The following is a 22,102-nucleotide window of genomic DNA, read 5'->3' on the forward strand; positions in this document are numbered from 1 at the left end:
GGGCCATCACGGTGCTTGCTACTGAAAGAAACCCCACGCAGTACGGTAGTTGTCCTCCCGGTTGGCGAGGGCGAAGGGGGCTTCGTAGCGGCGGGTTTTCTGGTGGGGGCCGTTGGGGAGGGTGTCGTCGGTGACGGTTTGTTCGATGACGGTGCCGGCGTGGGCGTCCTTGATGTCGTCCCAGCCGTGGTTGCCGCGTTGCACTTTGCCATCGGGATACGTGATGACGGTGGCGGGTTCCTTGCGCGCGCCCTTTCGCGGCAGGCCGACGCCAGGGAGCCCATTGCCGTTATTGGTGAAGACGATGCGGCCGTGGATGTCGTACCAGGTATCGCGCTCGTAGCCTTGCATCACCGGGAACTGCACGCGATAGATCAGCAGCAGTTCGTCGAGCGTGAGGCCGAGCGCTTGGGCGACCAGCACATCGATTTCGACCAAGGCCATGCGGCGGGCATAGTCGGTGCGCAGCGCGCAGTCGCGATGCCAATCGCTGGTGAGGTGGGCGAAGAAATCCTGCGGCAGGCGTGGGTTGTCGGGTTGGCTCCAGCGCTGATCGGTAAAGGCGAGATCGTAGACCTGTTCCCAAAGGTCAGCGTAATGGGTGGTGAGGCAGTTGAGGCTCGCAGTTCGCGATGCAACTTCCGCAGTCAAACCGATAAGCGGGAACTGTGAAAGCCCTTCACCATAGAGATCACCGCGTCCTGTCGTCTTGATAAAAAAATCGGACGAGAGCGCGCTGAGTAGCGCGACGGAACTGAGCAACACATTTGCGTCGTGAAAATTTGTTGCAACACAGGTATTCACGATGGCCGAACCCGGCGGCAACAACGCCGGTATCAAGGTGTGCTCGCTTGATTGCGCAAGGCGACGCCGATGCACAAGCCGGTGGTAATCCGTCACCGGTTTCGGCGCATCTTCACCCGGCTCAACCCAGCTCACGCGCGGCACGCGGCGCAGGTATTCAGCGCGATCGGACATGGGGTGGTAGTTGCTGCGCGGCAGGTAGGCGTCGGGCAGGGTTTCCAGATCGAGCGTGTCGTAGGCTTTGTTGGATCCACAACTCCGATATGGGTTTTTGTTATATGGGTTGGCGAGGAAGAAGTGTGGGCCGGACAGCACCCAATCGGACGGATCGGCAGGGAACGTGTTGTCGCCTGGCGCGCGACGGACAATGGTGCCGGTCTTCTGATCGATGGTCTCGTTCCACATCTGCGTGGAATATAGATCTGTGCCTAGATCACTGAGGCGGCGCGGGTAGTCGGCTAGTTTACGCAGAACGCTGTTCAAGGTGCTGGCATGCAGGGCGGGTAGGCGCGCGCGACGCGGCGGCGTGCCGGGTGCGTCGTAGAGCCGAGCGAAGATGGCCAGCGCGGCATCGTCCACGCGGACGATTCGGTCGCGGTGACCAGCAGTATTCCATTTGCCCTCGGCGTTCTTGTAGCCGCCCACGGGACCACTGCCATCGTGTAGGTAGCAGACGTCCACGGTAGCCGGCGTAAACAGGTTGGCGACCTGATCGAATCGTGGCGAAGATTGCACAGCAGCGTAGATATTGACGCTGTACCTCGTGTGGTTATCGACCTCAGCGAACAAAAGGATCTCGTTTGTGAACTGAAAGTGCGAGCGCAACCGCACATACAGCGCCTCACGCAGACTCCCTGCATTCGGATCGTCATACGGCCCCTCCGGATGCAGCAGGCCGGTCACCCCACTCTGCCCCGCCAGCCGCCACGCCAATGGCATAAAGCACTTGTACAAGTTGGCCTTGCTTCCCTGCAGCAGCGGATAGTTCTGCACCGCATTGAGCACATTCTGCGTACCTTCGGCCTCTTCCAGTTCGGCCGTCCAATCGGCTTTCAGGTTCGGAAAACGCTCGAAGGCGTCGGCGCGAAGTTTCATCAGTTCGCTGGCGCTGAACTTGCGGATGGCGAACAGCGGGTTGGCTTCGCCGAGCACGCCGGATTCGTTCCACTCCACTTTCAGCCATGGTGGATTACCGAGGATCAGGTCGAAGCCGCCGCGTTGGCGGAAGACATCAGCAAAGGTCAGCTCCCAGTGCATAAAGCGACGTTGCTTGGCGATGGCCTCGACGTTGCTGATGCGCGGGAATACTTCACGCAGCTTGGTGATGCGCAGGCGGCCAAAGCGATCATGCAGAGTGGCTTGCGCGGGTTGCGCGGTGAGTTCGAGTTGCGATTCGAAGCCGACCAGATCGCCTTGCGGTTTGGGTGCCAGCAGTTGTGGTGCGGCGGTGGCGTGTAGATCCAATGTGGACTGCGGTGCGAGATCGACGATATTGCCTTCAAGGATCGCACCGATTTCCATCCACCATAGCTCGCGCTCGGGTAGCGACGCACTTTGCTGGATCGGCCAGAACCACAGCGCGCACCAGTAATCCATCACCAGTTTCAGGCGGCGGTAGGGAGTGGCTTCATCGCCATCCTGATTGAACAGACCGCGCTTGCGTGTTTCTTCCTTGTCGGCGCGGCTGGTAACCGCCGCATCAACATCCGGCTGCGGCCAAACGCTGAGCGGATCTTCGGTGGCGGCGCGGTCGCGGGCGAGGATGCGCGCGTGTTCGGCCCAGAGTTCATCGACCTTGGCGCTGAGTTGTTGCAGACGACCAATCTCGTGGGATTCGAGCGGTTTGCAGAAGGTCTTGCGCCATTGCTTGAAGCGCTCAAAATCTTCCGGGTAGAGGCTCTTGGCGACCTTGTCGGTGTAGCTGGACATGCCGGGATCGGGCAGCAGAAAGTGATAGACCTCGCTGGGCTTGCGATCCGGCTGTTGCGGATCGAGGCGACGTGGCGCCTCCTCATGCCATTGCGGTTTTACGCCCTTCTTCAAGCGGCTGGCGTCGTAAACCTCGTTGCGCGCACCGATGAGGCTGTTGCCATCGAATAGCTGATAGCCGAACCACGGCACGCGCGCGGCGCGCGGTTGACCTTGCTCATCCACATCATCGCCAAAGATGGCATTGAGCCAGAGCGAGACTTCGGCCAGCTCGACGGCGATGGGGTTGAGATCGACGCCGTAAACGTTGCGATCGGCGAGGTACATGCGGGTTTTCTGCAGCTCGCGCGGATACAGATCGTGGGCGATGCGCTTGCCGGTCTCGGCCTGTTTCAGCTCCAGGTATTTTTCGGCGAGCTGATTAACCGCTTCGTTCAAGAACGCGGCGCTGCCCATGGCCGGCTCGACCACGGTGAGTTGCAGAATGTCGTCGGCATTCTTGCCAACCAGCAGTTCTTTCAGCGCGTACTTGACCAGACACTGGGTGAGCACTTGCGGGGTGTAGTAGCTGGCGCTCTTTTGACGGTCACGCCCGGCAAGGCGGTAGATAAAACTACCCTTGGGATAGCAGCGCAGTTTCTGGTGGCCGTTTTCATCCTTGTCGGCGACGCGCTCGTTGTCCTTGTAGTCGGCAAGGCGACTTCCAGGGACGAACCAGGCGCTGTCCATCATGTCGGTGCTGCTGCCGCTGCTGGCCTCGTCGTCGGCGCCCTCGTCGCCGTCATCGTCCTCATTGATTGCCTTGGCCTTCTTCGGCGCGGGCTGCACCTCGAACAGATCCTCCTTGGCGAAGAAGCCGCGGTAGGACAGCAGCGCCTCGTAGACCGCACCAAGCTGGTTGATCGACAGCAGCTGGTAGCTGACACGACCGCGGCGCTGGCGACCCTTGCCGCGGGTGAGCGACATCTGGCGGATGACGGTTTGCCAGACGTGGTTGGGGAACGCCAAACGATTCAATAGCGGTGTGGCGGCCGGATCGAACAGGCGGCTGTCGAGCGGAGCCAGCGCAAAGGCATCGCGCACGTTGGCAGCGTGACCGCGCAGGGATTGCTTGATCGCATCGCCACTGCCTTCGTGGATCAGGCGGAACAGGCGTTTCAGGCTGGCGTCGAAGTAAAAACCATCACGCGCCTGCGGGGTGTTGAGCGGAACTTGTTCCAGCTCGCGCAGCGATTCGAGGCTGTAGCCCTTGAGGTAGGTTTCGCTCTTCTGAATCGGCACGTAGCCGAGCTCCGGCCGCGCCTCGATATAGAACACGAATAGCAGCCGGTACATCAGGCGCAGGCATTCCAGGCTGAGCTGTTCGGCGTCGAGCTCTTTGCGGCCCTTGAACACCGAGAGTTTCTGGTCCTCGGCCAGCTCGCGCAGTTGTTGCGCGGCTTCGTTGCCGATCAACTCGATCGCTTCGCGGATTGCGTACTTCAGATCCTCGCTGACGCCGAAGGCGTGCTTGTGCGCGTTTTCGTCGAGGCCATCGAGCAGTACTGCGCCGTCGTCGGGAGCAAGGCTTTCACGGTGCAGCAGCACGGCGGCGGCTTCGAGCGTGGGCGTGTCCTTGCGGTCGAGAATCTCGGCCCAGTTGAAGCGCAGCGCGCGGTTGTTCGGCCACTTGTAGCGGTCGACCAGCAGCCAATCGTCCAGCCCCACCAACAGGACGAAACGCGGTGGATGATCGGCGCCGAAGACGGCCTCGGACAGCCAATCGGCCCAGGTAGCGTTGCGCGCCTGTTTGGGCGGATCGCCAGGATAGACGGACAGATCAATCGGCTGATCGAGAATGTCGTCATCCTGATGGCCGGGCATCGCCGCCGGAACGACCAGCAACTGGGGCGCATGGTCGGCGGGGCCGAGACGCTGCCAGATACGAATCGGCGCGTTGTCGACCAGCGTGAACACACTGGGCTGGAGCGTGTAACCGAAGGCTTGCAACAGCGGTTTTTGCAGTTCGGCAAAGTCCTTGGCGAACGTCGCGGCATCGCGCGATTGGCGCAATTTCTCGCGTTCGCGGAACCAGCGACCACCGATGCCGACGAGTACGCGCTGCGGACTGCGCCAAGATTCGCCGGCTTGTTTGGCCGCCTCTTCGCTCGCCTGCCAAGCATTGAGGCGATCACGGATATCGCCCTTGAAGACCTCGGACAGGTAGTGGTGGCCATAGAACTCGTTTTCGTTGGCGATGCCGACGAAAACCTGGGCGGTGTGGTCTGTTGCCATCGGGATGCGTCCTTGCCGAGCTCAGCGGCACACGGCCGCGAGCACCTGGATATGCGGGTGTGGCTCGGTCTGCAGGCTGTCGCGGACCCAGATTTCGTACTCGTCGAAAACCTTGCGGATCTGGCCGACGCGGTGCGCGCGCTTGCCTTGGCGCAGGTTCTCAAGGCCGCCCTGTTTGTCCAGGCGCAACTCAAGCTGCTCGATCTGGCGCTCCTGCATGCGCTTGAGGTTGGCCAGGGTTTCTTGAAGGCGCGTAGTCATTTCCTCGGCGAATGTCTGCTGGCGCTGCTGCATGTGGGCCTGCATGGTCGCAACCGCGGCGCGCAGATCGACCTGCAATGGCGCGGTGTCGATCGCTTTGGCCGGGTTGGGCAGCCGCCCTGCTCGCAAGCCGATGCGTTCGCAAAACTCGTCAAAGGGTTCCAACGCGACGGCTTGCTTGCCGCGCAGAACGGCTACTTTCCAATCCACCAGAAGCGGTTGGCCCTTGCGGTTGGGCACCAGGCCCATCATCACAATGGCGCGCTCGTCGTCGGCCAGCGCGTTCGATTGCAGCACCGGCGCGGTGTGGCGGCCAAAGTGGGTCAGTACACGATCTCGCAACCATTCGCTGATCGGATGTTGTGGCCACAGGTAGTGGACGGTCGACCAGCTTTCTTCCTCGCGCTTGGCTTGGCGCGCGTTCTCGATCGCGTCGGCCACGCGCTGGATCTGACCGCTGAGGACATAGCGATCGTTGGGGTCGCGCGCCTCGCGCGGGATCTGGTGCAGGCGTTGTTGCAAGTCGAGCGGTGCGGTCAGGGTCAACGTGCGTGAGGCATCATCCGATGTCCATTGGGCGATCGGGTGGACACGACCCAGTTCTTCCAGCGCGGTCTTGGCGAACGCGAAGTCATCCGGAAACAGCGATGAGGTCTGCGCGATCTGGCTGAGGGGATCTGGTTTGGACGCGGCTTTCGCATCGGCGCCGTTGAAGAGCTGCAACAGCCAGTCGCCCTCGCCCTCGATCGCCTGCGTTGCAGCCCGCTCCATGTCGTGTTCGATCTGGATCGCGCTGACGCCGTCGGCCATCAGCTCGCCGACCTTTTTCGCCTCCAGATCAGGATCGTGGAGATTGAGAAATGCGCTGGGATCGCCAAGGTCCCGATTCGCGCGATCGTCCTTCTGCTGCAGCACCTCAAGAATGCGCAGATCACCGCGGATCTTCTCCACGGTGGTTTCGGTGAGCAAGTAGGTGATCAGCGGCTGATGAGTCTGGCCGTAGCGATCGATGCGACCGTTGCGCTGCTGGAACACCATCAACGACCACGGCAGATCGAAGTGCACCAGCCGGTGACTGAAGTAGTGCAGGTTGAGACCTTCGGAGGCCACGTCCGAACACAACAGCACGCGAATCGGATCCTCTTTGCGGCCGAAGCGCTCCACCAGCGCCTGTTGCTCGGTATCAGTGAGGCCGCCATGCAGGACGCCGACCTGGTCGGTCTTGAGCTTGAGATCGGACTGCAGATGCTCGCTCAACCAGTGGATGGTTTCGATGCGTTCGGAGAACACGACCAGACGATCGTTTGCGTTCGAGGGTGACCAGGCGTAGTCGACATCACGCAGCAACTGCACAAAGCGTTGGTACTTGCTGAACTCGGCCGGCGTGATGCGCTCCAGGGCCTGCACGAAGAACTGCAGCGCGGCGATCTCCTCGTCTTCGTCATCGGTACGGGCGTCGCGATTCTGCAGCGTGGCGATGCGGTTGCGGGCGGATTGCAACGCCGCGGCGGGGCTGGAAAACAAGCCTTTCTGCATGCCCACGCGCTGCAATTCGTGCTGACGACCGGTTTGGCGCTTGCCGCCTTGCGTGAACGGAATATCGAGCAGCGCATTGAATGCCGCCTCTTCCGCGGTGCTCGCCTGCGCGCGATAGACCTGGGTCACGCGGTCGCGGAAGTCGCCTTCGACCTGGCTACAAATGTCCTTCTTGAAGCGACGGATGACCAGACCCTTGTCGCGGAAGTCCTCGGGCGTGTAGTCGTCCGGATCGCTGATGGCGGTGGGATCGAGCAGGCTCATCAACGAGGCGAACGAGCGCGCCGAACCGTCGTGCGGCGTGGCCGATAGCAGGATCAGCGAGTCCGAACGCGTCGACAGCAGGCGTGCGAGGCGCGCGCGCCGCGACAGACCGCTTTCTTGCGCCCGCGCGGCGACGTTGTGGCATTCATCAATGATGATGATGTCCCACCACGCGTTTTCGAGGTAGTTGCGGTACTCCAGATTGTTCTTGAGCGTATCGATCGAGATGATCGTACGGTCGTAGTGGTTGAACGGGTTGTGGTTGGCCGGGATGCGATTGCGCACCGCCGCCAGACCCGTGGAATCCAGTCGCACCAGCGGAATCGAGAACCGGCTCCAGAACTCCTTCTGGAACTGGGTCAGCATGCTTTTCAGGGTGATGACCAAGATGCGGTTGCCGCGGCCGCGCTGGATCAACTCGGTGGCGAGGATGCCGGCTTCGAGCGTTTTGCCCAGGCCCGTGGCATCTGCGATCAGGATGCGTTGCCGCGGTTGCTGCAACGCCTGCAGCGCCGGATCGAGTTGATACGGCACGAGGTTCATCACCGCGCGATTGCCGAGGCGGATGCGATCGTCGTTGGGCAGGTTCCGACGCAGCACGCTCTCGATGTAGAGCATCGAGGCATTGAAGTGACTAGAGTCGTCCGCGACCAGGCGCGTCTGCGCCGGATCGAGAACATCGACACGACCTTCAAGGCGCGTCAGGAACTGCGCCGAGCGCCCGCGCACGAGGTCGGATACGCCATCACACAGCAAGAGCTCGCCGCCATCGCTTGCGGGATCGACGCGACGCACCAGCCATTCTTCATCGCGGATCAGTACCCGTGCACCGGGCGCCACCATGTCTTGCAATGCAACTCCCCCTTTTGCTGGCCACATCCCGCGCGGAAATTGGAGTTGCCAGCTCAATTGTCGCTCACGCTCCCGGTCGACAACGCCATTAGCCGGTAACGCGAACGTGTCAGCCATCGCGCCCCATCAGATCGTCTTCGACATATGCAAGAAAATCGCCAGGTTGCCGCCCGAAGTATCGACAGAGCTTGTCGATGATGTCGGTGCCGATGTTCGCGCCGGGCTGGTTGGCGATCTTCGACAACGTCGCGCGGTGTATCCCCGTCGCTTCGGCGATTTCCGAGAGTGACACGACACGGCGCTCGGCGAAGGCCTTGTCTGCAATGAGTTCGGTTAGTCGAAAACGAATCATATGAATACTTCCTGAACAGTGTCGCGCATAAGCACCATCTGTAGTTGACGAACGACATTTATCGTCTATTATCGCCAGCACCTGTCGATCGTATGCGACAGGTGTCGAGCAACCGCAACGGAGAGCAGCTATGCAAACTTACCTGACGACAGACGAACTTGCCACTCGAATTCACTATGACGCACGCACGATCCGCACCCGCTTGAAGGACGCAGTGCTGCTAGAGGGCGTGCATTACATCCGTCCGTTCGGCGGCCGGAAACTGCTGTTCATTTGGGAAACGATCCAGCGCGACATCGGCGTTGCATCGTCGCGTCGCGCGCCGGCACCGCTGATCCCGATGGCCAACGGTGGTATGGCACATGGCTAAGGTCTGCACCCGCCCCGAGACTGGAACTTTGTACCTCGACTTCTTCTTTCGAGGAGTCCGCTGCCGCGAACAGACGGCGCTGCCCGATACCGTGGTGAATCGTAAGACGGTGCAAGCCTTCCTCAACCGCATCCAGAAAGAGATCGCGCAGGGGATGTTTGATTACGCGGCGACGTTTCCGAACAGCGCGCGCCTTGCAAGGTTTGCTGGAACGGCAACCGCGCAATCGGTAATAGGCGCTGCCGTGCCCGCGCCGATGATGATCTCTGCTGTTTCGGTATCAACGCCCTCGTGTGCGGACTTTTCGGTGACCTGGCGTGCGGAGATGGCCCCGCAGTGGCGTCGTCTGCATCGGCAAGGCGTCGATGACATCTTCAAGAAACATCTGCTGCCGACATTTGGAGAGCGTACCTTGAGCGAAATTACCAAGGCCGACGTGCTGACCTTTCGTGCGGGCCTCGCGCAGCGCAAGGGTCGCGGCGGCATGCCGATGTCGCCTTCGCGCATCAACAAGATCATGTGCATCCTGCGGCAGCATCTCAACGAAGCGGCGGACCGCTTTGGATTCACGCCGGCCTTCCGCGGCATCAAGCCGCTGAAAATGCGCCGTCCCGAGGTACAGCCGTTCTCGATGGAGGAAGTCGAGCGGATTCGGACAGCGATCCGTGCCGACTTTCGCGCCTACGTCACCGTGCGCTTCTTTACCGGCATGCGCACCGGCGAGATCAATGGTCTCAAGTGGAAGTATGTCGACCTTGAGCACGGTCTGATCCTGGTGCGCGAGACATTCACCGATGGCGAGGCCGAGGAGAACGCGAAGACCGAGCAATCGATCCGCGACATCCCGATGCTGCCGATGGTGCGGGAGGCGCTGGAGGAACAGAAGAAGGTTCGGCATCAGGACAGCGAATACGTGTTCGCCAACGCGAACGGTGCACCGATCGACGCACACAACTTCGCCAACCGCGTCTGGTATCCACTGCTGCGCTATCTGGAACTGGAGAAGCGCCGTCCGTACCAGACGCGCCACACCACAGCGACGCTGATGCTCGCCTCCGGCGAGAACCCGGAGTGGATCGCCAAGCTCATGGGCCACGCGAACACGCAGATGCTGTTCACCGTGTACTCGCGCTTCGTGCCGAACCTCACCCGCGAGGACGGACGCGCTATCACCGGCTTCATCAATAGCCGCAATCCGCCACCGGTGCCGGCGTCGCATTCGGAGCTGACACAGAAGCAGATCGAAACGATGGACGCCGATGCCCTGCGGCAGGCGCTCAAAGCCGCGTTGCTCGCCCAGAAGACCCCACCCAAGGAGAACTCACATGGAATCGCATAAGCCCATCACCCCCGTTCACACCGTCATGGCCGTCATCGACTCGCACGTCGAGGCCGCGTCCGACGATCTGGTTCCGTATCGCCTGAACCTGTATCGCGCCGAAGGCGTCCACGCTGCGGCAACCTGGGCCGGGCCGTGGTCGCTCGAAGACGCGCGCCGTGTCATCAAGGCGCAGGTCGCTTCGCTCGCCTGCGCGATCGATGGCGACACGCCGTGGGTCGTGACGAACATCCAGTACGCGCCGCACACGGACGTGTTCGACCTGATTCCGGATGCGCTCGGCACCGACGAAACGATCGTGCAGCGCTTGCGCCAGGTCGTCGATCGCATCGAATCGCGGCCCCTCTTCGTGCTGCTGAGCGACGCGTTCACCTTGCGCACAGTGTTCCACTTCTTCTGGACCTGTCCCGCTTCGCGAGCGCATCACCACGCCTGGCGCGGCGGCCTGGCATCCCATTCCATCGAGATGGCGGAATGGGTGGCCGAGACCCCGGGCCTCAGTCCCACGGATCGGGACATCGGCGTTGCCTACGCGCTGCTGCACGACCTCGGAAAGCTCTGGTGCTACGACGAGGCGGAGGGCGAACGCTGGGAGCGGCTCGGCCACGAGCTCATTGGCCTTGCCAAGCTCGGCGATGCCTTGAACGCGCTAGACACCGCATGGCCCGATGGCGCGATCGCGATGCATTCGCTGCTGTCAGGGCTGTGGAAAACCAAGGGGCACAAACCATTGCTCGCGGTCGGCAAGCTCGTCCAGGCCTATGACCAGACCAGCGCGGAGGCGGATCTGCGCGGGCGCGAAGGGCATCGCCATCAAGCGTGGGTTCCCACGCCGTATGGCGACAACGTGCGGGTGTTTCCTGTCCGGGCGTAACGGCGATCGCGCGTTGGGGCAGAAAAATGCAGGTGACGGGAACGCGCTAATTTGACAAAAACGTCCATCGTGCTCCGATAGAGGCAGGCATCAGGGAACGATGCCGGAGGCAAGGACGCCCATGCAGGCCGGCGCGCCGGCAAGGATGTCGAGTGCGCCACCATCAAGGAGGGCTCGTGATGACGCATGAAGTGGATGTGATCGATCTGAATGGCAACCGCCGATCGGTATCGAGCGAGCGCGATCGGCTCCAGCAGGCGATGTTCGAGTGCTTGCTCTATGCGGACGACGACGAGGCCTGGAACGCCATCGCCGACCGTCTGGCCGCGCGACGTGGCCACCTGAGGGAGGTCAGCCGATGAAGGACCTGCAGGACGCCCTCGATCGACTGAATGCCATCGAGGCCCAGCGAGATGCCGCGTGCCAACAGGCCTGGGCCGTAGTGAAGGTCGTCTGCCCCGTAGTGGCCGATGTGTTCTCCAAACTGTACGGCAAGGATGAACGGGCGGCTCGATGGATCTGCGGACCCTGGGATGCATCGGGTCTCACCGACGCCGAGCTCATTGCGGCCGGTCGCGCGAGCGACGTCATTCGACGGCTGGGTCAGATCGCCGCTGGCGACTACACCTGATGGGTCGTTGACGTGAGGAATCGGCAAAGAGGCAACACGTTTCGGAGCGGGTTGCAGGGCTACACCGGATGTTCAACAAGGAGGACCACCCATGGAACTGATCGGCAGCTATCACGCATCGGGCTACACGGTTGAAGCGTACTTTCCGGAGTCGGGCGCTCCTGACGTTTGGACGATCTGGATCGTCAAGGACGGCCAGGTCGTCGAGGCGTGCACCGCACGGATCGCGGTGAACTGCGTCTATGGCGTCGACGACCAGACGATGGCGCGCCTCGACGCGATCGCGACAGCCGCGGTGACGAAGGTCATGCGCGGGGAAGCGCGTAGTCGATGCACCGTCGCGCGGCGCAGCTTGGCCGTTGCGGCCTAGGAAGCGGGAAAGCGCAGGAGCGAGAAGGCCATGGAAGGTCATCAAGGACGACGCGGAAATCCCGTCGCGTCGCCTGCCGCCGACGAAGCGGTGGACAACGACGAGGCCAGTCCGACGCAGGGAGTGTCGGGCCGGACAAGGAGCGTAATCGGCAGGATGCCGCGCCCCACCGCTTTGCACCACAGCAGTCTCAACTTCTGAGCCTCGACAGGACGAGGCTCCGGCTTGGCCTACGGGATCTTCACTTCCTACCGCTCGAGCGTCATGAAATCCGAGTGTTGCTACCTTGCCTACTGCTACTACTACGCCACGGGTGAAGGCGTGACCGTGATACTCGCCATTGCCGGCAGCGCGTATAGGGCAGAACGCCTCTTCAAAGAACGTGCTGACCAATTCTTCCATCGGGGAATGGCCGTCATCCCGCTGGAAGATTCCGAGGATCCGGAAGCCAGGTATGCCCTCAGCCTGATCCCTGACCCCGTACTGACCCATTTGAAGAAGAATCCCACCGGCACGACGGAATACTGCAGCGAACTCCACTACAACCTGGCATGAGGGAAGTCTTCGATGCATCCAGGATCGATCCAACGCGGAGACCCGTGCAATGAACCAACGCGAACGGGATGAAAACGCGCGACGACTCGGCTGGACTGCCGAGCGCCAGTTGGAACTGCGCACGCATGTCGAGTACGCCCTGCGCGCGGCGGAATCCTGCATCATTGTCTTATGCTCGTACTCGCCGGCAGTGCGGTCCTCTCTGTGGAGTTCCCAGGATTCAGTGGACACTCCGTCGCCGAGCCTTGTGAGCTGCCTCGAACGCCTCGGGGCTTATGCCACCTAGATGGCTATGACGACGCGATCGATTGTAGAACGACTCAATGTAGTCGGACACATCAGCGAGCGCGTCCTGGCGGTTTTTGTAGATGTGCTTCTTGATCCGCTCCTTCTTCAGACTGCTGAAGAAGGATTCTGCTACCGCGTTGTCCCAGCAGTTGCCTTTGCGGCTCATGCTCAGCTCAAGATGATTGGAGCGACAGAAGCGTCGCCAGGCGTCGCTACCGTACTGAGTACCCTGATCGGAATGGATTAGCGTGCCTCGTGGCCGTCGTCGGCGTACGGCCTGCGCGACGAAGACTACCTGCGCTTGAAGGTGCTCACCTGCATGCTGCCAGAGTTGTGAAATTGGGCAAAATCACCCACACGACTTCAAGACCCAGAAAAACTTCGCCGAGCCTTGGCGCTGGCCACTTTGAGCGCGAAAGATTCAAACTGGCGAATCCGCAGCGGCGCATCCGCGACGTGCGGTTTCGGCTCTCACCCGATCACACGCAGCGCGTCGCCACCGCCGGCGGCACGCGCGACGCGCGCATCGCAGGACCGAGCACCGCGAGCTGACCCAGCGTCCACAGGCACACGAAGCCGATCGGCACGTAATACCAGGGCAGGCGTGGCAACTGATAGCTGTGCATAAGCCACAAGCTCAACGCATAGGCGAGGAAGCAGCCCGCGATCAGGCCAACTGTGGTGATGATGAAGTTTTCAAGCTGAAAATAGCACAGTATGTTGAATCGGGTCGCACCGAGCGCGCGCCGCGTCCCGATCTGATTGGTCCGCTGCGCAACCCAGAAGCTGGCCATGCCGATGATGCCGAGCGCCGTGATTCCGAGCAATGCAAGGATTACCGCGCCGAGAATGATAGCCATCGCACGGTCTCCGGCATAGGCGATGTGGCGCACCTCTTCCATACTGCGCAGCTTACCGATGATGCGGCTCGGGTTCGCGTCGGCGAGCTTTTGTTCGACGGCCTTCATGACCTCATTACGGCGGCCCGGTTCCGCTCGGACCAGATAGCGTGTGCGGTTGTTGCCAGAAGGCATGTATGCCGGAATGAATACGGCATTTTCGATGTTGGCGTCGTCTACCCACGGCTCCTGCGTGCGCTCGACGATGCCAACAATCGTGCTGGCTGGCGGACCGTCTTCGAGATATACCTGCTTGCCGACCGCATTGCCATCCGGAAAGAGTTTGTCGGCAAGCGCTTTGGTCACGATGATTGTCGGCGGCTGCACACGATCACCGAACGCGATACTAGCAACATCATCCGATTTGAAATCGCGCCCGCTCGAAAGCTTTGCGCCGAACGTATCCAATGCCTTTGCGTCGACGAAGTAGAACGTGCCCTGCGCAGTGGATGTTTTCTGCTTCGGCTGCAGTCCGATGCCACTCCTCCAGCCGCCACCGATCATCGGCACGCTATTGGTCGTGGTAGCAGCGGCCACACCTGGCATCTGGCGCAGCAGCGCCAGATCGGTCTGGAGCGTCGTTTGAGCATTAAATCCGTGACCGAAGCCGGTGCTGCCAAAGAAAAACGTATCGTCTTCGTTCATGCCGCTTGGCCGATTCATGAGGTCAAGGCGTTTGCCGATGATGAAAAGTGCATTGCAGACGATAGCCAAGGTCAGCGCGACTTGTAGGCCGATCAGGATCATCGACACCTTGCTACGCATCAGCGAGGAAACAATCGGACGGAATTCCATGTTCTTCTCCAGACCACACTGTAGTTTCAATCCGTCATGCCGGCGAATGCCTGGACCCATTTTGCTTTGACCAGCAAGATCGGAATGGATTCCGGCCTTTGCCGAAGAACGGCATGAATGCTATTACATCTTCAACTGTGTCCCCGGCTGCACGCGGCAGGCGCGCCAAGTTGGATAGAGTCCGGCCAGCACCGCCGAAACGATCGCGAGCACGACGGTCACGGCAACCATTGACCAGTCCAGATGAGCAACGGCCTGGTATTCTGTATAAAGCGCACGCACCGCGACGAGTCCCAATCCAGTCAGTAGCAAGCCGAGGAAGCCGCCAGTCAGACCGACCACACCAGACTCGATCAGAAACTGCGTGAAAACCTCGCGCCGACTCGCGCCGAGCGCGCGACGCAGGCCGATCTCACCGGACTTTCGCGTGAATTTCGCGAGCAGCAGGCCGACCGTGTTGACAAGGCAAACCACCAAGAACGCGAACGCGAGACCGGTCTGCACCTCGACGTCACGCGAGATCACATTCTGGTCGCGAATCCATTCATTCACGTTCAAAAGACGGTTGTTAAGCGGGCGCTGGAAGCGTCCGAGCTTCTTCTGTTCACCGACATAGTTGTCGAGGAACGATTTGTATTCGGCGAGACGCGCAGGCGAATCGAGTTCGGCCCACATCTGGATCCAGACGCAGTCGGAGTCGAGATAAGCGACCCAACCATCGGCCGGTGACGTCCAGCACCGGTTGCTGCCGCTTGAGCGCTGCTGGAGATCGACTGCGGTCGTGAACGGCATGAAGAATTCGTCCGGATCCTCGAAGGCTCCGTTGGTCAGGTCGTAGTAGAGGAAACGCAGATTCCAGTCGCCGAGCACGCCGACAACGCTGTAGTCAATGCTGTTCATGCGCACCGTCTTGCCAACACTGTCTTGTCCACCGAACAATTTCTCGTTAATTTCCTTGTTCAGCACGACGACGCGTGTGTGGCTCACGTCTTGGTCGTGGTTCCACGGTCCTCCGTACTTAAAGCTCGGCTCGAACATTGCGAAGAAATCCGCGTAGGTCACCCGGCCATGCGCCTGAAACGGTTTCAGTTCCTTGTTCTCCGGCTGGATCGGGAGTGCGAACGCGAACATCGCCGCCTGCTTATCAGCCTTGCCTGCATCCATCAGCGCGACCGCGTCCCGATAAGTGACCTGATCTGGCGGTCGTCCATCGTCAGAGAAGGGCTGGTCCGGATTCCAGTTGTCGAGCTGTACGTAATGCAGTTTGTCGCTCTTCCACGGAATCGGATCGCCGCCCAACAGATGCATCACCGTCAGCATAGTCATACTTGCCGCGATGCCGAGGCCGATGCCGACAACCATCAATATGGAGAGGATCGGGTTGCGCCTGAGGCTACGCAATCCGAGTTGCAAATAGTAAGCGAACATAGGTTTTCCTCGTGCTGATCAGGCAACCGCGACCGTTGCCGCGCCGTCGCCCAGCGACGACCTGCGCAAATGCTGTTCCTCGTCGAAGTCGGTGACCTGACCGTCGATCACGTGCACGTTGCGATGAGCGCGTGCGGCAAGTTCCCGGTCGTGCGTGACCATCACGATCGTCGTGCCCTGGCGATTGATTTCCTCCATCAGCTCCAACACGCCACGCGCCATCAGCGAATCGAGGTTGCCGGTCGGTTCGTCGGCAAGCAGTAGGCGCGGCGATCCGGCCAGCGCACGCGCAATCGCGACGCGCTGTTGCTGGCCGCCGGAAAGTTCCGACGGATAGTGCTTCATGCGCGAGGCGAGGCCAACCCGACTGAGCGATTCCTCGATGCGCTTCTTGCGATCAGCCGCGGCGAATCCGCGATAGCGCAGCGGTATGTCGACGTTATCGAACAGGTTGAGATCGGGGATCAGATTGAAGCTCTGGAAGATGAAACCGATCTTCTCGTTGCGCAGGCGCGAGCGCTGATCGTCGTTGAGGCCATGCACGTCGACGCCGTCGAGTTGGTACTGGCCGCCCGTGAACTCCTCGAGCAGGCCGGCGATATTGAGGAAGGTGGTCTTACCCGAACCGGACGGGCCCGTCACCGCGACGAATTCGCCTTCGCGCACCTGAATCGAGAAGTCGCGCAAGGCATAGGTTTCGATCAGATGTGTCTGGTAGACCTTCTGCAGGTGTGTCATTTTCAACATATCGACTCCTCGATCTTGAATGTTCTTGGCTTCGTCGACGATAACAGAGAGCTGGCCCACTCGTCTTTACAGCTAGCTCGGTTCGACAAGTGGACTCTCTGCAGGTCGCGCAGTCGAATGTCGATGCCGGTGTTTCCGGCAGCCAAGGCCTGACCAGCGCCGAGCGCGAAGAGCTGTCGCGCCTGCGCCGGGAGAACCGGCAGCTGAAGATGGAGCGCGATATCTTATCAAAGGCTACAGCCTGGTTTGCCGTGCACGGCGAGAAGACGTCCAGCGCGTCTTCGAACTCGTGATGGCGAACCAGGCCAGGCTCCCGGTGCGTACGCTGTGTCGCGTGCTCGACGTCTCGCCCAGCGGGTTCTATGCGTGGCGTGATCGCGCACCGAGTCCGCGTTCGATGAGCGATGCGGTGGTGACCGAGCGCATTCGTCATTTCCACGCCGCGTCCGATGCCACCTATGGGATGCCACGCATCCGTGCGGACATGATCTACGACGGCCATCCGATCAGCCGCAAGAGCGTCACGCGGCTGATGCGGTGCACGGGCCTGCGCTGCGTCAGTCGGCGGCGTGGCTTCGTGGTCACCACGCAGCGTGATACCCGCCAGCGTCCGGCGCCCGATCTCGTGAAACGGGCCTTCGTCGCCGAACAGCCCAATCAACTGTGGGTCGCCGACATGACCTACATACCCACTTGGGCCGGCTTCCTCTGCCTCGCCGTCGTCACCGATGTCTGAAGCCGACGCGTCGTCGGCTGTCGATGGGCGAGACGATGGCATCCGATCTTGTCCTGGCCGCACTCAACATGGCGATCGAACAGCGCAACCGACCGACGTCATCCATCACAGCGACCAGGGCAGCCAATACACCAGCATCGCGTTTGGCGAGCGCTGCAAGAAGATGGGCGTGCGGCCATCAATGGGAACGGTGGGTGATGCCTACGACAACGCCATGGCCGAAAGCTTCTTCGCCAGCCTGGAGTGCGAACTCATCGACCGCCGCAGCTTCCGCAGCAAAGCCGACGCTCGAACCGCTTGTTCTGCTGGATCGAGGGTTGGTGCAACCCGCGGCGGCGACACTCCGCACTCGGCTATCTGTCTCCGATCAGCTTCGAACGCCAATACGAGGAGAACGCCGCAAATCCGACACGATCTGCCGCTTGAGAATCAAACCCTCAACTGTCCGCGGAAGCGGGACAACTTCAAACGAACGCGTGTGTTAGTTCAGCGAGAGGCGCACGCTTGACGTGAAGCTCGAGAATGACTGCATTTTGTTCTATAGCCGAAAAAGCGAATTCGCTCATCGACCGAGCATTCGGGTGTAGATCGGCGCCTGAACCGTGACTAATGTGGAGGTGATGCCTCCTCAATAGGTACCCAATGGCGACTCTCCGCGCATGTTGCAACCTTGAAGGCATGGCTTACCCAATCACCACCCTCAATGTAAAACCCTACTGAGTACTCCTTTCCGCAGTCAGGCATATTGGCCGCAGTCATGAGCCCGGTCACCGGTCCCAGTTGCCCACTAAGATGCGCCTCACCCGCTTCCACGCTGAATTCTCGTACCAGGAAGTATCCAGCTGGAAGCGTATTCGCCGAGCCAGGTGGTACAGCGACAGTGGGATGCACCTTTCTTAGAGCTTGACGCGCCCTCTGATCAAGAGAAGCAGGAGCGACGATGGTGCCGATTTCGCCCTTGGCGTCAATTAGCTTGAACGTTGCCACGGCGATCGAATCAAAGTCATGCGGAGCCACTTGGAAATCCGTCATTCGTTTTGCTTGTCTGTACTGCAAGCCGTTACAAGCGACTAAGCCAATGCAAATGAAAGCAGCAATCATGAATCGCATAGTTTTGGACCGTGGGGCGTGAGGTGAGGGTGGGGTCGAAATGCAGTACTTTTCCTCACGACATGCGCTACATGCAATGAGACATCAAGCCTACCTCAGCTGCTCATGTTGGCGCAACGCCGAGCGTTGGTGAGAGTTGGCCCCGAAAATCTGCACGTCCCGATAGGTGGAATGGACTGCCGCCGAAATTAAGACACTTGCCAGACTCACGCCGACCGTATTTGGCGGCCGGTAGTTGTTCGAGCTGTGTGGACGCCTCTGCTTGTAGAGTCTTGTAATGACCCAGTGAATTCCTGCTCAGGTGTAACCTTTGAACGACACCGATGAGTGCAGTGATGGAAGAAGAGATCAAGCGTTGGACCGCGCGGCCATTCTCGGCTGCAAACGCCGCCTGCACATGGGTATCGAGTTGCCCACGTCGTCGCCCGCGGTAACGAGGTAGAACCCCACACGAAATTCCTGACAATCTCGCCAGCGGCGCGCCGGGACTGCGTGACATTCATAGCCTCCGTCAAGACTTTCTCTTCAGACGAATCAGCTGCTCACCCAAGCACTCCCGAAAATCATTCGCTGGGGGGCTACATAGTCCGGCCCCCTCCGCAGACCGAGTCATTGACGTGGGATTGCAGATCATCGCGCGCAACTCACGTTTACCGAAGCCAGGCATGCCCGTATGTTCCATCTTTAGATTGTCAATTACCAAAACGTCATTCTCCCGCCATGTGAAGGAAGAAAAATTCCGACGTACTGAGCGGGCCAGTATCTGTACATCTGCCTCGGTAAACTCGAAACCGATGCGCCGCGGCCGGACACGGGCCTCACCGTTCGCGGCCCTGTCTTCTGCTTCCGCCCCATACATTTCCCGCCAAGTCGCGACCGGATGTCGTAGAACTCGAGGAATTTCTTGGATCCATGGATTTCGCCAGACGAATCGATGGATTGTCCAACGTAGATCCGAAAAGTCCGGCCTAAACGCCTCCAAAACTCTAGGCTTAAATCCAAAATTTCGAAGTTCAACCGATATATTCGTAACCAATGTCTTTTCGCTAGTTATTGGATGCTCAAATACACACGGCTTATAAACTAAAACTGATCTCACCCCATGAACAACCGATAAGGGAAGGTCGGCCAAACTGCAAAATTCCTCAATCTCTGCAAGGTCGACCCCATACCTGCTCTGAAGATCAGCCAAGGGCAAGTAGTTACACAGAAACGTATTCTTCTCAAGCCGAGTCTTCAAGACAGTTGGTAAATCAGAATAAACGCCTGTCATGTCAACCAGTCCAGTTTCCCCTCCAAACAAAGACGGCTTCATGCAAAGAAAGGAGATAAAGCGCGGGACGTCTGGGGTGTAAAAATTTTCGCTGTGAAACCCCATGAAATCGAGACCGCCGCCAGTCTTATATTGAGTATTTGTATGTAAAACGAATCGAGCACCATCTGCGCGATCTCTCCCCGGCTCAGACATCAACACCTCGGCCATGCCTTGCATGCCCTTTATGCTTAGAATTACACGCTCGAAGTCATCGGACGATTTAATGTCGAAACCGCGGAATAGCACCGCTCCACATCTCGCAATTTTCTCCAGAACGAAGTCCGAATTTAACTTCAGGAAGCGTTCCAGCAAGCATCGATCTGACGAATTTTTCGGCTCGATTACCAGCGGAGTTTGCGTGTGGCTCGATGCAGTGCCACGCTCCTCTGGCGCGAGCGTTCTAATGACAACTTCGCTGTATCTATCTTCCATACGCGGCACGCCGAACCTATTGTGATTGTTTCTTGAGTAAGTCGCGAAGCCAATTCGCAATCACGCGAACGTGCGGGAGATCAAACGCAGTCATATGGTTCCCCGGCCCCTTCCAGTGCGACAAGTTAGGCGCCCAATTCCTCCAGCCTTCGATGAGTCTGCTCTGTTCCCTCCGGTCAGCGTCCTCATCAGATACTGGATTCTGAAGCAACACCAATCGAACTTGTCCCGGATAAACAGTAGCTGGCTTGTACTGGGTTCGCAAACAACTTGCGAACGTTCTTAATGTACCCATCAGGACGTCTGGTTCCGACCGTTTCGGCATTTGACCGAGCCTTACCATTTCTCTATGCAGTAGCTCAAGCTGGCGGCGCTCATTACATTCCTGAACATCGCTACGTCGGAGATTGATTGGCCGTTCGTACAATTGCTCGAGGACGGTCACCAACTCCATCATAACGTCCGCTCGGTCGTATTCGATAATCGCGTCCGTTTCAGACGGCGCCTCGCAATCGACAATCGTAACCGATGCTGGCGGGCGGCCTAACGCCGAAAGGCGGTTCGCAATCTCAAACGCTATCCAGCCGCCGAAGGAGTGGCCCAGTAAATGTATTGGACCATTCGGCTTAGCCCTTTGAATCGCGTTCAAACAAGTGTCGGCGGCTGCAAACACGGTCGAGTGCGGCGTGAGAGCTCCATCGACACCGCGAGGCTGGAGTCCGTAGATTGGCCAAAATTCGCTTAAGCAAGTGACGAATTTGCCAAAGGCTGCCACGTTCGCGCCGGCTCCTGGGACGCAAAAGAGCGTCGTTTCAGTCGGGCTTCCACGCTGGAGAATCATCACCGGAGAATAGTCTTTCTCTGGTGTCTCGACAGGATTCTTCTCAGCGTCCTTGAGCGCCTCATTCAACATAGAGCCAAGTTTATCGATATGCGGTGATTGCATCATTGTCATATGCGTGCCGGGTACGCTTTTTAGTCTAATGCGAGAGGGCGAAATCACCTCATCCCAACCCCGATATGGCCACTCTGGGCGATCGCCCTGCGCAGAGAACAGATATAATGGCACTGAAATCGGGCATGCCTGATATTCGTCCACTGCAGTTCTGACGATTTGTTCTCGATCGAGCACCGCTTGAATTTGAGGCAAAGCCATCCCCTCTAACGTGGCGGGCAAGATCGCTAGCTCTTTGCTCGTAGCGATTAGCGCAGCAAGATCTAGGCGCGCCGCTTGGGGCTCGAACGCAGCGATTATTTCGTCCGAGATGCCCTTTTCGACAGCGGAGTTATGGACAAGACTCAGAAAATTCGCATGAGGCTCGCTTGTTGGGTTCGCATACGCGGCGCCGGAAAGTTCGTTCGGAACGTAATAGGTATCCATCAGGCCGAGAAACTCAACCGCTTGGTTCTGGCCGATCAGTTGCACTGAGACTTCGTATGCGAGCGTCCCACCGACAGACCAGCCTGCAAGGCGATACGGTCCTTCAGCCTGGATGGCTCTGATGATTCGCACGATTCTTGTCGCCATCCCTTGCACTGTTCGTGGAAGGTCGTCCGGTTCCGGAATGCCGTAGATCGGGATTTCACGATCGATGAATGACCGGAGTAAGAAGGCGTACTGCAGCGATCCGCTTCCTTCCGGCAAGAAGAACAATGGGCGCTTGCTTCCGCCTCGGTTCATGTGCACCGCTTCGCTCAAAGGATGCAATTCTTTGCTAGCGATTCTGGCAGCGAGTGAACTGATCGTGGGGCGTTCGAACAAGTCTATGATGGAAATTCGCGAGCCCTGCTGTTCCAGGAGACTCACCATCTGCACGGCCAGCAGCGAATGACCGCCCAGCTCGAAGAAGTTGTCGTGGCGTCCCACCCGCTCGTGGCCGAGCAGCTCGGACCAGATCCGTGCCAGTGTCGTCTCGATCTCGCCTTGCGGCGCTTCGTAGC

17 protein-coding genes and 1 pseudogene are annotated in these 22,102 nt (G+C 59.6%); 8 read left to right on the forward strand and 10 right to left on the reverse strand.

Annotated elements, in window-relative coordinates:
- Window positions 1-18 precede the first annotated feature (18 nt).
- The 3 genes from ABD002_RS13930 to ABD002_RS13940 all read right to left on the reverse strand — a co-directional run bounded on the left by ABD002_RS13930 (window position 19) and on the right by ABD002_RS13940 (window position 8,272).
- Complete coding sequence (locus ABD002_RS13930) at window positions 19-5,007, reverse strand: Eco57I restriction-modification methylase domain-containing protein (protein ID WP_343792125.1); 4,989 nt, start codon at window positions 5,005-5,007, stop codon at window positions 19-21.
- Between the two features lie 21 nt (window positions 5,008-5,028).
- The gene (locus ABD002_RS13935; RefSeq protein ID WP_343792163.1) at window positions 5,029-7,911 is read right to left on the reverse strand and encodes a DEAD/DEAH box helicase; all 2,883 of its coding nucleotides are present in this window, start codon (window positions 7,909-7,911) and stop codon (window positions 5,029-5,031) included.
- A gap of 118 nt (window positions 7,912-8,029) precedes the next feature.
- Window positions 8,030-8,272 (reverse strand): helix-turn-helix domain-containing protein, encoded by a 243-nt coding sequence (locus ABD002_RS13940; protein WP_343792127.1) that lies wholly within the window; start codon window positions 8,270-8,272, stop codon window positions 8,030-8,032.
- Between the two features lie 130 nt (window positions 8,273-8,402).
- On the opposite strand from ABD002_RS13940, the gene ABD002_RS13945 reads away from it, so the two are divergent.
- The 7 genes from ABD002_RS13945 (at window position 8,403) to ABD002_RS13975 (ending at window position 12,411) form a co-directional block, all read left to right on the forward strand.
- Entirely contained in the window at window positions 8,403-8,642 is a 240-nt protein-coding gene (locus tag ABD002_RS13945; protein WP_343792129.1) for a hypothetical protein, read from the forward strand.
- Window positions 8,635-9,981 carry a tyrosine-type recombinase/integrase gene (locus tag ABD002_RS13950; protein ID WP_343792131.1) on the forward strand — a complete coding sequence of 449 codons (1,347 nt, stop codon included), beginning with the start codon at window positions 8,635-8,637 and terminating at the stop codon, window positions 9,979-9,981. Before ABD002_RS13945 ends, ABD002_RS13950 begins: the two co-directional genes overlap by 8 nt.
- A complete protein-coding gene (locus ABD002_RS13955) occupies window positions 9,968-10,855 on the forward strand; it encodes a TraI domain-containing protein (protein WP_343792133.1) in 888 nt (295 codons plus the stop codon). The genes ABD002_RS13950 and ABD002_RS13955 overlap by 14 nt, the downstream gene beginning before the upstream one ends.
- A gap of 176 nt (window positions 10,856-11,031) precedes the next feature.
- A complete protein-coding gene (locus tag ABD002_RS13960; protein WP_343792135.1) occupies window positions 11,032-11,217 on the forward strand; it encodes a hypothetical protein in 186 nt (61 codons plus the stop codon).
- Window positions 11,214-11,486, forward strand: coding sequence for a hypothetical protein (locus ABD002_RS13965; RefSeq protein ID WP_343792137.1), 273 nt, complete (start codon window positions 11,214-11,216; stop codon window positions 11,484-11,486). Before ABD002_RS13960 ends, ABD002_RS13965 begins: the two co-directional genes overlap by 4 nt.
- Window positions 11,487-11,577: 91 nt before the next feature.
- A complete protein-coding gene (locus ABD002_RS13970; protein WP_343792139.1) occupies window positions 11,578-11,856 on the forward strand; it encodes a hypothetical protein in 279 nt (92 codons plus the stop codon).
- A 225-nt stretch (window positions 11,857-12,081) separates the two neighbouring features.
- Window positions 12,082-12,411, forward strand: a complete 330-nt coding sequence (locus ABD002_RS13975; RefSeq protein ID WP_343792141.1) for a hypothetical protein — start codon at window positions 12,082-12,084, stop codon at window positions 12,409-12,411.
- Window positions 12,412-12,631: 220 nt separating this feature from the next.
- Here ABD002_RS13975 and ABD002_RS13980 read toward each other — a convergent pair whose 3' ends face one another.
- From ABD002_RS13980 to ABD002_RS13995, 4 genes are all read right to left on the reverse strand, one after another.
- On the reverse strand, window positions 12,632-13,039 hold the full coding sequence (locus tag ABD002_RS13980; protein WP_379989128.1) for an integrase core domain-containing protein: 408 nt from the start codon (window positions 13,037-13,039) through the stop codon (window positions 12,632-12,634).
- 139 nt (window positions 13,040-13,178) lie between these two features.
- The gene (locus ABD002_RS13985; protein WP_343792143.1) at window positions 13,179-14,393 is read right to left on the reverse strand and encodes an ABC transporter permease; all 1,215 of its coding nucleotides are present in this window, start codon (window positions 14,391-14,393) and stop codon (window positions 13,179-13,181) included.
- A 123-nt stretch (window positions 14,394-14,516) separates the two neighbouring features.
- On the reverse strand, window positions 14,517-15,821 hold the full coding sequence (locus ABD002_RS13990; protein ID WP_343792145.1) for an ABC transporter permease: 1,305 nt from the start codon (window positions 15,819-15,821) through the stop codon (window positions 14,517-14,519).
- Between the two features lie 18 nt (window positions 15,822-15,839).
- Entirely contained in the window at window positions 15,840-16,568 is a 729-nt protein-coding gene (locus tag ABD002_RS13995) for an ABC transporter ATP-binding protein (RefSeq protein ID WP_343792147.1), read from the reverse strand.
- A 149-nt stretch (window positions 16,569-16,717) separates the two neighbouring features.
- On the opposite strand from ABD002_RS13995, the pseudogene ABD002_RS14000 reads away from it, so the two are divergent.
- A pseudogene (locus ABD002_RS14000) lies at window positions 16,718-17,730 on the forward strand (IS3 family transposase); the annotation flags it as partial.
- A gap of 180 nt (window positions 17,731-17,910) precedes the next feature.
- Here the strand turns inward: ABD002_RS14000 and ABD002_RS14005 are convergent.
- From ABD002_RS14005 to ABD002_RS14015, 3 genes are all read right to left on the reverse strand, one after another.
- Window positions 17,911-18,405 carry a hypothetical protein gene (locus ABD002_RS14005; RefSeq protein ID WP_343792149.1) on the reverse strand — a complete coding sequence of 165 codons (495 nt, stop codon included), beginning with the start codon at window positions 18,403-18,405 and terminating at the stop codon, window positions 17,911-17,913.
- A 520-nt stretch (window positions 18,406-18,925) separates the two neighbouring features.
- Window positions 18,926-20,161 carry a TauD/TfdA family dioxygenase gene (locus ABD002_RS14010; RefSeq protein ID WP_343792151.1) on the reverse strand — a complete coding sequence of 412 codons (1,236 nt, stop codon included), beginning with the start codon at window positions 20,159-20,161 and terminating at the stop codon, window positions 18,926-18,928.
- A gap of 16 nt (window positions 20,162-20,177) precedes the next feature.
- A partial coding sequence (locus ABD002_RS14015; protein WP_343792153.1) for a thioesterase domain-containing protein occupies window positions 20,178-22,102 on the reverse strand: 1,925 nt, incomplete at its 5' end.

Source organism: Dokdonella soli, from assembly GCF_039523175.1.
Taxonomy (GTDB): domain Bacteria; phylum Pseudomonadota; class Gammaproteobacteria; order Xanthomonadales; family Rhodanobacteraceae; genus Dokdonella_A; species Dokdonella_A soli.

What these genes read in the sequence shown, in the direction of transcription:
- ABD002_RS13965 (WP_343792137.1), top strand. Translation starts at nt 11,214, where the DNA reads ATGAAGGACCTGCAGGACGCCCTCGATCGACTGAATGCCATCGAGGCC.
- ABD002_RS14005 (WP_343792149.1), bottom strand. Translation starts at nt 18,405, where the DNA reads ATGATTGCTGCTTTCATTTGCATTGGCTTAGTCGCTTGTAACGGCTTG.
- ABD002_RS14010 (WP_343792151.1), bottom strand. Translation starts at nt 20,161, where the DNA reads ATGGAAGATAGATACAGCGAAGTTGTCATTAGAACGCTCGCGCCAGAG.
- ABD002_RS13950 (WP_343792131.1), top strand. Translation starts at nt 8,635, where the DNA reads ATGGCTAAGGTCTGCACCCGCCCCGAGACTGGAACTTTGTACCTCGAC.
- ABD002_RS13990 (WP_343792145.1), bottom strand. Translation starts at nt 15,821, where the DNA reads ATGTTCGCTTACTATTTGCAACTCGGATTGCGTAGCCTCAGGCGCAAC.
- ABD002_RS13970 (WP_343792139.1), top strand. Translation starts at nt 11,578, where the DNA reads ATGGAACTGATCGGCAGCTATCACGCATCGGGCTACACGGTTGAAGCG.
- ABD002_RS13995 (WP_343792147.1), bottom strand. Translation starts at nt 16,568, where the DNA reads ATGTTGAAAATGACACACCTGCAGAAGGTCTACCAGACACATCTGATC.
- ABD002_RS13945 (WP_343792129.1), top strand. Translation starts at nt 8,403, where the DNA reads ATGCAAACTTACCTGACGACAGACGAACTTGCCACTCGAATTCACTAT.
- ABD002_RS13985 (WP_343792143.1), bottom strand. Translation starts at nt 14,393, where the DNA reads ATGGAATTCCGTCCGATTGTTTCCTCGCTGATGCGTAGCAAGGTGTCG.
- ABD002_RS13955 (WP_343792133.1), top strand. Translation starts at nt 9,968, where the DNA reads ATGGAATCGCATAAGCCCATCACCCCCGTTCACACCGTCATGGCCGTC.
- ABD002_RS13935 (WP_343792163.1), bottom strand. Translation starts at nt 7,911, where the DNA reads ATGGTGGCGCCCGGTGCACGGGTACTGATCCGCGATGAAGAATGGCTG.
- ABD002_RS13930 (WP_343792125.1), bottom strand. Translation starts at nt 5,007, where the DNA reads ATGGCAACAGACCACACCGCCCAGGTTTTCGTCGGCATCGCCAACGAA.
- ABD002_RS13940 (WP_343792127.1), bottom strand. Translation starts at nt 8,272, where the DNA reads ATGATTCGTTTTCGACTAACCGAACTCATTGCAGACAAGGCCTTCGCC.